Source organism: Collinsella sp. (assembly GCF_052346665.1).
Lineage (GTDB): Bacteria > Actinomycetota > Coriobacteriia > Coriobacteriales > Coriobacteriaceae > Collinsella.
In genome coordinates this window covers 18,038-27,280 of the sequence record NZ_DAWDUX010000027.1, presented here as the reverse complement: position 1 = coordinate 27,280, position 9,243 = coordinate 18,038, and the positions used below count along the sequence as shown (strand labels likewise).

The window sequence follows — 9,243 nt, the reverse complement described above, 5'->3', positions numbered from 1 at the left end:
GCGTGTTTGATGCATTTGGAGAAAGGTCTGTACTGCCCCTCCTCGCGCAGATTCATCGCTTCACAACTCTACCACAAACGCAAAAAGCCCCGTCTTGCGACGAGGCTTTGATTGCGATGGCGGGAAGTACGGGGCTCGAACCCGCGACCTCCGACGTGACAGGCCGGCGCTCTAACCAAACTGAGCTAACTCCCCAGGCGGCAATTCGCGTGTGCTCCTTGCTGCGGGGATTAGTATACACAGACTTCAACTTCACACGCAAGAACTTTTTTCAAAAAAAGTTATAAGTCGATGATCTCGGCAGATAGCACGCGGCCGTCCTCGACCATAAGCCGTGCGATGGAGGCCTCCCGTCTGCCACGCGGCAGCGATGCCGACCCGGGATTGATCACCAGACACCCATGCACCCGGTCGATGCGCGGCCGATGCGTATGACCGCACACCGCAACGTTCGAGCTCGCCAACGGCAGGTCCTCGGCGTAGTGCGCCACCGAAAACCGAACCCCCTCGTACGTGAACTCGTTCACACGCGGCACATCGGGGCCGTAGTTGTAGTAACCATCGTTGTTGCCCAAAACCGCGCGCAGAACGGGAACGCTCACCTCGAGCTCCGCGTAGTTGCTCTCGGATGTGATATCGCCGGCGTGGATAAGCAAGTCGCATCCCTCGATGGCGCGCAGCAGCTCCGGAGCGAGGTAGCCATGGGTATCGGAGATGATGTCGACACGCCGCTCCATTACAGGTTCAACGCCTTCTTGAGCGGCACCACGCGCCGGCGGCTCACCGGAATGCGCTCGTCAACGCCGTTCACGCCGAGCTGGATGGCGCCCGAGGGCACCGTCTCGACGTCCTCGACATTGGCGAGGTTGACGATGTAGCGACGATGGACGCGGAAGAATCCGAACTCCCCGAGCTTGGACTCGAACTGTGCGAGCGATGTCGTGGACAGATAACGGTCGTCTTCGGTGAAAATGCAGGAGTAGTCGTCCTTCGCCATGATGAAACGGATCTGGTCGACCGGAATGAGCACCTTGCGGCCGCCCTTTTCCACCGGGATGCGCTCGATATTGGTGGGCTTGGCGGAAGTGGGCTCCGCAGTGGCGACGGGCTTGGCACGGGCAATGACCTTCTCGATCGCACGATCGAGGCGGGCCTCCTCCACGGGCTTCATGAGATAGTCGACGGCATCCACATCGAACGCCTCGACGGCATGATCGCTGTACGCGGTCACGAACACGATCGCCGGCGGGTTCTTGAGCTTGTAGAGCGCCTCGGCAAGCTGGAGTCCCGAAGCCCCGGGCATGGAGATGTCAAGGAAGACCACATCGACACGCGCCTCCATGAGCATCTCAATGGCGGAGCGGACGCTCGACGCCTCGATAATGGAGCCGATCTTGCCCGTCTGCTCGAGCAAGAACCGCAGCTCGGAACGAGCGGGTGCCTCATCGTCAACGATCATCGCACGTAGCATACCTATCGATAACCTTTCATACTGTGAGTGAGACCCGGCGAGAAGCGCCGTCCGTACGGTCCGCTCCTATTCTACCCTTCGTCATACATACTACCCTCAAGATCGAGGTGAAGGGAAATCGTGGTGCCCTCCCCCGGAGTCGACTCCACGCTTGTACGCGATTTGGGACCGTAGAAACGCTTGATGCGCTCGGAGATGTTGTGCATGGCCACGCCGGCTCCACCGCCCTGTGGTGCATTGGGGTCCGGCGCCGACAAGGATCGGTCGAACAAGCGCATGGCCGTCTGCTCGTCCATGCCCACACCGTCGTCGGACACGAGAATCGACACGGCACTCTCCCCCGCCCGCTCGACCGCGATGCGGATCGTAAGGGGACCCTCGTCCGGCATGGCATGGCGCACGGCGTTCTCGACCAGCGGCTGGATCACGAATGCGGGGATGAGGACATCCTCGGCGTCCTCGTCCACATCGACTTCGACCAAAACGCGGTCCTCGCCAAATCGCGCCTTCTCAAACTTGAGATACCGCAGCGTTTGAGCGATTTCGCGTTTGACCGCAATCAGCTGACCGGAGTTCTCGAGAGTTGCGCGGTAGAACTGGGAGAACTCGCGGAGCAACTCGCGTGCCCGTAACGGCTCGGTGCGCGTGAGCGACGCGATGGTGTTGAGCGTGTTGAACAGGAAGTGCGGGTTGATCTGGGCTTGGAGGGCGCGAACCTCCGCGCGCGCGGTGAGCTCTGCCTGGCGCTCAAGCTCAGATACGGTAAGCTGCGTGGAGAGCAGCTCGGCAAAGCCAGAGGCGAGGGCGTACTGCGTGCGATTGACGTGCCGTGGCGAACGGTAATAGAACTTGAGGGCTCCCACGGCACGTCCGCGGATCTTGAGCGGTGCGATGATACCCGCGGGGATGCTGCGCCTGCTCCCGCGCTCGCCGCGGACGTCCATGTCGCTCGTGAACGACTGCACGATGCCGTGCTCGATGACATAGCGCGTCGTGGGCGTGTGAATCGGGGAGCCCGCAGGGAAGTCATCGGCGAGCTCGCCCACGCACGCAAGCACCTTCTCTCGGTCAGTGACCGCGATGGTCATGGCGCGCGTCTCGGGTAACAGACGGCAGCATATCTCCTCGGCGCTCTCGCGCGTAAGACCGCCCGTAATGTCCTCGAGCATGCCCGAAGCAACGGCGAGCGTTTGCTCCGTGTACTGCGAGCGCAGGGTATCGGGGCTAAAGAACACATAGATGAACGCAAGCGTAAAGCACACGAGCAGGACGAGCGCGGCAACGGTGGTGACCGTCTCCACACCGTTGAGGATTGCATAACCAAAGAACCCGACCATGCTGAACACCACGAGGGCGGCGAGCAGCCTGAGCGCCTCGTTCGCGTCGAGCATTCCCGCTCGATAGCTGCCCTGGGTCATTCCCTCAAAGCTCTGTGGGCACCGGGAGCCCTCGTGCTCCGACGATGTATTCTCGGTCATCAACGCTCCAAAAGGGCGACCAGGCGCTCGTCACCCGCGAGCCCGCCCATAATACTCGGCCAAAAACTGACGAATCTGAGGTAATCGGTCTCATGGGCAGCCGCGTATTCGCGCGCATCCTCAATCCCACGGCGATAGATGTGCCAATAGCCCCGGTGCTCGCAGGTGAAAATAGAACGGATGAGCGCGGTTTTGCGCACGCGTTCATCTAGACCTCCCGAAATCCACGGACCGGGATACGGCATGAGCGAGGCGGCGGTCACCGAGTTGATATCGGGACGGCGCGAGGCGCTCGCGAGCTTGGCGCGCTCGTAATACCAGCGATAAACGTTTTGCATGAAGCGCGGGGATTCTTCCACCTGGCTCGGCGGCAAGTGCTTGACCACCCAAGCATTGTCGAACCACACATCCATTCCCAGCAAGCGCATGTTGAACAGATAGTCCAAATCCTCGCCGCGCGTGATATAGGGATCGAACGCCACGCGTTTGAACGCACGCGCGTGGATGGCAAAGCAACCGCCGCAGACGTAGTTGGAGCGCGAGATGCGCGTCCCCGCAAGGGCGCGCTCCATCCAGCGGTTGAACTCGATACGCTTGGTCCACCACCGATAGGTGATTCCGTTTTTCTTGCCGGTGTCGGCCAGGGGAGAGCCAGCCTTGTTGTAAAAATAGCCGCTCTTGGCCAGGATGGGCAGACGCTGACGCGTCTCGTGCCCCAACCCGTACAGGGCCTTGTCCATAAAGTCGGGCGCCAGAACCACTTCGTCGTCGTCCAAGAACACCACCACGTCGTGGCCGAGAATGGCCGCGCAGGCAAGACCCATGTTGCGTATGGCACCGTACCCTCGCAGCGAGACAGTCTCTCCGCGCACATTGGGGGCTATCCGGCTCACTCGATCCATGATGAACGATGCCTCGCGATTGGTGACGAGGGTCACGTCGACCGTAGGGTGCTCATCGATGATGTCCCGTACGCGATGCGCGATGCGCTCGGTCTCCTGCTGAGGACATACCAGCAGCACGATGACGCGCGGAAGATGACGGACCTGCTCGAGAGAAGCCAAGCAGCGATCAAGTTCGGGGCGGGAGGCCGACAGGTCCGACGAATGGTCGTACGCCCCCGGCGACTTGAGCTCGGCGGGTCCGCCTGCCCAGTAACTCGGAATGACGATTGTCGGATTCATGCAGCCCCCTCCCCGGAAACTCACGGGAGGACATCTGCGCACCGCGCAGTTGGTGAGGGAACGCGACGCCTCTTCCGCATCTTTTACCTAGTTGTACCCACCTGAGCAAGTTCGCGCTTGATGAACGGTGTTTTTGCCAGAGAGCGCGAGAGCGGGTACCCCAACACGTACATGATAACCGCTTCGCCCAAGCCGGTGGTCACCAACCCGAAGGCATACATGAACGGATAGGCGCCATCAAGCGAGATGGACGTGAACGGAATAGTATAGAAGCCGATTCCCTGCAGGAGCAACGGCAGGTACGCGGGGACTATCAGCGCATTCGCGAGCACGGGGCCGGCAAGCGCAATGAGCGGGCGCTCACGCATTTTCCAGGTGAACAGCGCACCGGCGAACGTGGCAAGTGAGCCGAACACCACATCGAGCATGCCGAGCATGCCAGTCCCCGAGAGCGCGATGTTGGCGACGTTGGCGATGATGCAGCCCAGGGTGAGCCCGGGAACCGCCGCGGGGGTAAAAAGCGCCAACACGCACAGCGCCTCACTCACGCGGAACTGCACGGGACCCCATGCGAGGCTCCCCAAGAACATCATGGTGATCAGCGTGCACGCCGCATACGCAGCGGCGATCATCCCCACGCGCGCAATATAATGCGGATCGCGCGACCATCCCGCGCCCGCGACCTTTTCCCGTGCGGAGGCCGCCGTTTTAGAAACCTGTTGTTTTGTGCCCATGTTCTCCACCTTCTACAAAATCGGAGGGCTTTACTGACGCCAGCAAAACCCTCCGTAAGGTGGTATGTGTTCGCCCGGGCGGCCGGTGCGTGAGATGCGTGCCGCGGGATACAGGCCGGACGTCTTATGCGCGCGCCGCCTGCATTCGGGAGAGCTTTACTAGCATGACCAAGCCCACAACCAGCAAGATCCCGATGGAAAGCACTCCTAAAGAAGGATCATGCGTGAGCGAGGTCACGACAGATACTAGCAGAGTTCCCATAACAGAAGCGTACCGACCAAAGATATCAAAGAAGCCGTAATACTCGTTGGAACGCTCCTTGGGGATGATCTTTCCAAAATAGCTGCGCGAAAGCGCCTGGACGCCGCCTTGGAACATGCCGACCAAGATGGCGAGGATCCAAAATTCCACGGCCGTCTTGAGGAAGAACGCGGCGAACAGCACGATGCCCACGTAAGCGGCGACCGCGACGATGATCATCTGCAACGTGCCCACACGTCCGGCGAGCTTGCCGTAGATGATGGCGGATGGAAATGCCACGAACTGCGTGACGAGCAGCGCGAGCACGAGCTGGGTGGAATCGATGCCGAGAGCCGCGCCGTAACTGGTGGCCATGGAGATGACCGTATGGACGCCGTCGATGTAGAAGAAGAACGCGACCATGAAGACGAGCAGCACGCGATCGTGCGCAATGCGGCGCATGGTGGTGAGCAGGCCCTTGAGGGTGAGGGCGATATTGTGCAGAACGCCTGCCGCGCCGCCCTCGCGCTCCTTGCCAAAACGCTGCTTATACGTACGCAGCAGCGGGATAGTGAACGCGAGCCACCATGCGCCCGTGATGAGGAACGTCAAACGCGTGCAGGTGAGGGTATCGAGGCCAAGGATGCTCGGCCCGCCAAAGATGAGGGCGATGCATAGGATAAACGGGACGGTGGAGCCCACATAGCCCCATGCATAGCCGGAGCTCGAGACGGAGTCCATGCGCTCGTCGGTGGTGACATCGGTGAGCATGGCGTCGTAGAACGTCATGGATGAGTTGAGGCCGATGGTGCACAGCACGTACACCACCAGGAACACCGCCGCGCTCATGGGGATGGCCTGGGCAAGGCACAGCACCAAGCCGGTGAGGAAAAAGCCGGTGAAGAACTTGATCTTGTTGCCCGCGTAGTCGGCAAGGGAGCCGAGAATGGGCATAAGCAGCGCAACCACAAGCGAGGCGATGGTCTGCGCATTCGCCCAAGCAGTCACCAACTCGGCTGGATGCGCGCCCGTGTTGATGGCGTTGAAGTAGATGGGCACGACCGAGGTGTTCAGCAACACAAGGGCCGAATTGCCCACGTCATACATGACCCAGTTGCGCTCGAGCTTGGTGTATTTGAGTGCCATGGCGGTAACTCCCCGTTTCCCCCGCCACGATTGTGCGCGGGGTCTCAACACATAGATAAGTGCATGATACGGCAGCACGCGTGTCGCTCAGGTCAGGATTCCGCCAAGTGCCGGTAAAGAGCTCGTAGCGGTCCAGACCAGCAAACTGGGTACGGCGACTACACATATCGGAATTTTGCAGGTTTTGACCGTTAATATTTTCGTATTTTGCAGATCGCCCAGCTAGATACTGCAATTTTCAGAGCATAGAGGCCGTTGCGAAACCCTGCTGAACACTCGCTCCATGAACGCCAGGACGCCGGCGGCGAAGTAGTTGGGCTCGTAGGCTTCGGGGGTCGACTTGTTGTTCTTAATCACGACGTTGACCTTTGCGAGTTTGGAGACGGGGGTGTCGTGGCTCGCCGTTATGGCGATGATGTCGAACCCGCCGCTCGCCGCCTTGAGGCAGGTTGGCAGCAGGGACATGCCGCTTTCGTTGACCACGATGAGGACGCCCGCGGCAGCAGGCTGCGTCGCAATGTCAGGACCAACAATCCCGGTGCCACCCTTCAGCACGCGCATTGACGGTGCTGCCGCAGCATCATCCTTATCCAGAAACCTCTTAGACATCTTTTCCGGATACGGTGATAGTGCCTCAACCACACCGGGTCCATACGGCATTGCGTGAAAACCCACTTCACACATCCGTAACAGGCCTATCTGGATGAATACTTCCGCATCGCCAATCGCGTCAATCAATACGGGACGATCCCGATTGACGGATAGGACCGATGCCACAAGCTGAACACTATCGGAAAGTGCATCCTCACGTTGAAACGAGGAGAAGTACCTAACGAGTTGCGTAGTGAAATCAATCCAGCCATGATAGCCAAGCGTATCAGCGACGTGTGCGACGCTCGAACGCGGCACGCCAGTCATGCGCGCAACAGCGGCGATGGTCGGTCGCTCTCCCCTCTTGGCAAAGTCCCGCACGGCCGCATACACGATCCGCTCGTTATCCTGCAGCATTACAGCCCCTTTGAAATGCGCGCGAGAGCCATCTCGAACACCATAAGAACGCGCGTCATGTATAGATCCCCGCCCGCATCATCCCGACTATCAATCGCGATGCAAAGATCAGCCTGCACTCGTGTCGACTTTTCCGGGTCGTCGGAAAACGCCACGATTGAGAATCCCGCATCGCGCGCGGCGCGCAGCATCCCCTCGCCGTACCCGGAGGTCTGGCCCCAATTCGCTCGCCCCGGCAGCTCTCGGTGGAAGAAGAATATCGCCGTCCCCGGGTCGAGGGCATGGTGCTCGACCATGAGGTAGTCATAGGACGCACTCGCGAAGATCCCGAACATGGCGAGCTTGCGGCACATGTACGACGAGAGCGGCGCCCCGATGCGATGGTCGCCGGAGAACAGGATGCTGTGCTTGTCCCGGCAGGACCAGAGCAGGCGGGAGAGCCGGTCGACCTGGTCATCTACATCACCTGAGACGGGTCTGCGGGGAAGAAGGCCGCCTGCGCTCTGGGCGTTCAGGCGGATGTTGTACGTCAGATCGCCGAATCCGCCGTATCCCAGCTTTTGAACCGCCTTGACCACGGTGCTCTTCGCAACATGACACTCCTCGGCGAGCTCGGTGAGGGAAATCTCCTCGTTGCAGGAGATATGCTGCGTGAGCAATTGGATAATGTCATGCTCAAGCGGCGTCAACCCGACCATGTGCCCTGCCCCTTCGACTGCGGTGTGCCCCCGGCGCCCCGAATTACCCATATGACTATGCGGTAAGTGCGGCACCCACGAAGAACTGTACCGTAAAGAGCGCGAGGGAGAGGACGGCGCCGGAAAGCGGCGCTGCCCTGAACACGGGCGCGGACTTGCGGATCTTGAAGAACAGCCACAGGACGATGCCCGCGAGAGGGTACCAGATGCCTGCCGCGATCTCCAGGGCGATCCCCACCTTGCGCCTGGGCGCCAGACATTCGTATTGGTTCCAAAGGTCGCGCACCTTGTTCATTGCAGATTCCCTTCTTTGGGACGGCGCCCACCGGACAAAAAGGCGCGAGGCCGCCCCCATCGACTCCGTGCCGTGTCGAGGGGAACGCGACCCCGCGCCCTCATGAGCTAGTTCAGCTCGGGCCAGTAACCCTTGTTGGCCTCGATGTAGTCGTCGAGAAGGGCTCGGGCGCGATCGGTGTCGCCCACCAGGCGGTTGAGGGTCAGCGCGTCGAGGGCCTTGCGGTAGCTGCCCTCCAGGCACGCGTCCACCGTGAGCTTCTCGTAGGCGAACTGGTTCTCGAGCAGGCCCTTCTGGAAGGTCGGGATCTCGCCGACGTTAAGGGGCTCCACGCCGTTCGCGCCGATCATGCAGGGAACCTCGACCATGGCACTCTCGGAGAAGTTGGGGATGATGCCCGTGTTCTCGGTCATGCACAGGAACACGTCATGCGTGTTGTGCGAGATGGCGTAGGCCAGGTCGGCGATGTAGGAAGCGTGGTCGTCGTCCTTGAGGCTCTCGATGGTGAAGGCGTGCTTGGTGCCCTCGAGCTTGCCGTTGGCGATGACCTCCTCGACCATCTCGAAGATCTGCTTCTCGTGGCCCTCCATGCACTCGTCGGCACGAGTGTGGTTGGGGTCCTCGTGGGCGAGCATGTGATCGCGGTACAGGTAGTACTGCAGATAGGTGTTGGGCATCATGCCGTCGGAGCACTCTCGGACCATCTTGCGCATGAAGTGGAAGGTGGCGGACCAACTGGGATCGATGTCGGAGAAGGCGTCCTCGGGCAGGTCCTCGGAGAAGATCTCGCGCAGGCGCGGCAGGTAGTCCTCGCCGGTCTTCTTGTCCAGGATGGCGGTGAACCAGCCGTAATGGTTCAGGCCGAAGTAACGGGCCTCGATGGAGTTGCGGGGGACGCCGAGCTCATCCGCGTACTGGTTCATGATGCCGACCGGCATGTCGCAGATGTTGATGATGCGCTTGTCGCCGGGGAAGACGCGCTTGGTGG

General features: G+C 60.6%; 9 protein-coding genes, 1 tRNA gene and 1 pseudogene. All 11 read right to left on the bottom strand.

The features are described 5' to 3' along the window. Positions 1–117: 117 nt before the first annotated feature. Positions 118–195, bottom strand: a tRNA-Asp gene (locus ACT8II_RS06290). Positions 196–281: 86 nt separating this feature from the next. Continuing rightward, positions 282–737, bottom strand: a complete 456-nt coding sequence (locus tag ACT8II_RS06285) for a YfcE family phosphodiesterase (RefSeq protein ID WP_118652373.1) — start codon at positions 735–737, stop codon at positions 282–284. Beyond that, complete coding sequence (locus ACT8II_RS06280; RefSeq protein ID WP_118652371.1) at positions 737–1,471, bottom strand: LytR/AlgR family response regulator transcription factor; 735 nt, start codon at positions 1,469–1,471, stop codon at positions 737–739. The genes ACT8II_RS06285 and ACT8II_RS06280 overlap by 1 nt, the downstream gene beginning before the upstream one ends. A 71-nt stretch (positions 1,472–1,542) precedes the next feature. Further along, positions 1,543–2,889, bottom strand: a complete 1,347-nt coding sequence (locus ACT8II_RS06275; RefSeq protein ID WP_407496708.1) for a histidine kinase — start codon at positions 2,887–2,889, stop codon at positions 1,543–1,545. A gap of 59 nt (positions 2,890–2,948) precedes the next feature. Then, on the bottom strand, positions 2,949–4,133 hold the full coding sequence (locus ACT8II_RS06270; protein ID WP_118652369.1) for a glycosyltransferase: 1,185 nt from the start codon (positions 4,131–4,133) through the stop codon (positions 2,949–2,951). Between the two features lie 83 nt (positions 4,134–4,216). Then, positions 4,217–4,867, bottom strand: a complete 651-nt coding sequence (locus ACT8II_RS06265) for a QueT transporter family protein (protein WP_407496706.1) — start codon at positions 4,865–4,867, stop codon at positions 4,217–4,219. Between the two features lie 124 nt (positions 4,868–4,991). Beyond that, on the bottom strand, positions 4,992–6,254 hold the full coding sequence (locus tag ACT8II_RS06260; protein WP_443813367.1) for an MFS transporter: 1,263 nt from the start codon (positions 6,252–6,254) through the stop codon (positions 4,992–4,994). Positions 6,255–6,476: 222 nt separating this feature from the next. Next, positions 6,477–7,262: a helix-turn-helix domain-containing protein gene (locus ACT8II_RS06255; RefSeq protein WP_118652365.1), complete on the bottom strand. Its 786-nt coding sequence runs from the start codon at positions 7,260–7,262 to the stop codon at positions 6,477–6,479. After that, positions 7,262–7,960, bottom strand: coding sequence for a MurR/RpiR family transcriptional regulator (locus ACT8II_RS06250; RefSeq protein ID WP_443813365.1), 699 nt, complete (start codon positions 7,958–7,960; stop codon positions 7,262–7,264). Before ACT8II_RS06250 ends, ACT8II_RS06255 begins: the two co-directional genes overlap by 1 nt. A gap of 55 nt (positions 7,961–8,015) precedes the next feature. Beyond that, positions 8,016–8,255 carry a hypothetical protein gene (locus tag ACT8II_RS06245; protein WP_118652361.1) on the bottom strand — a complete coding sequence of 80 codons (240 nt, stop codon included), beginning with the start codon at positions 8,253–8,255 and terminating at the stop codon, positions 8,016–8,018. Between the two features lie 107 nt (positions 8,256–8,362). Beyond that, positions 8,363–9,243, bottom strand: a pseudogene (locus ACT8II_RS06240) (6-phospho-alpha-glucosidase); the annotation flags it as partial.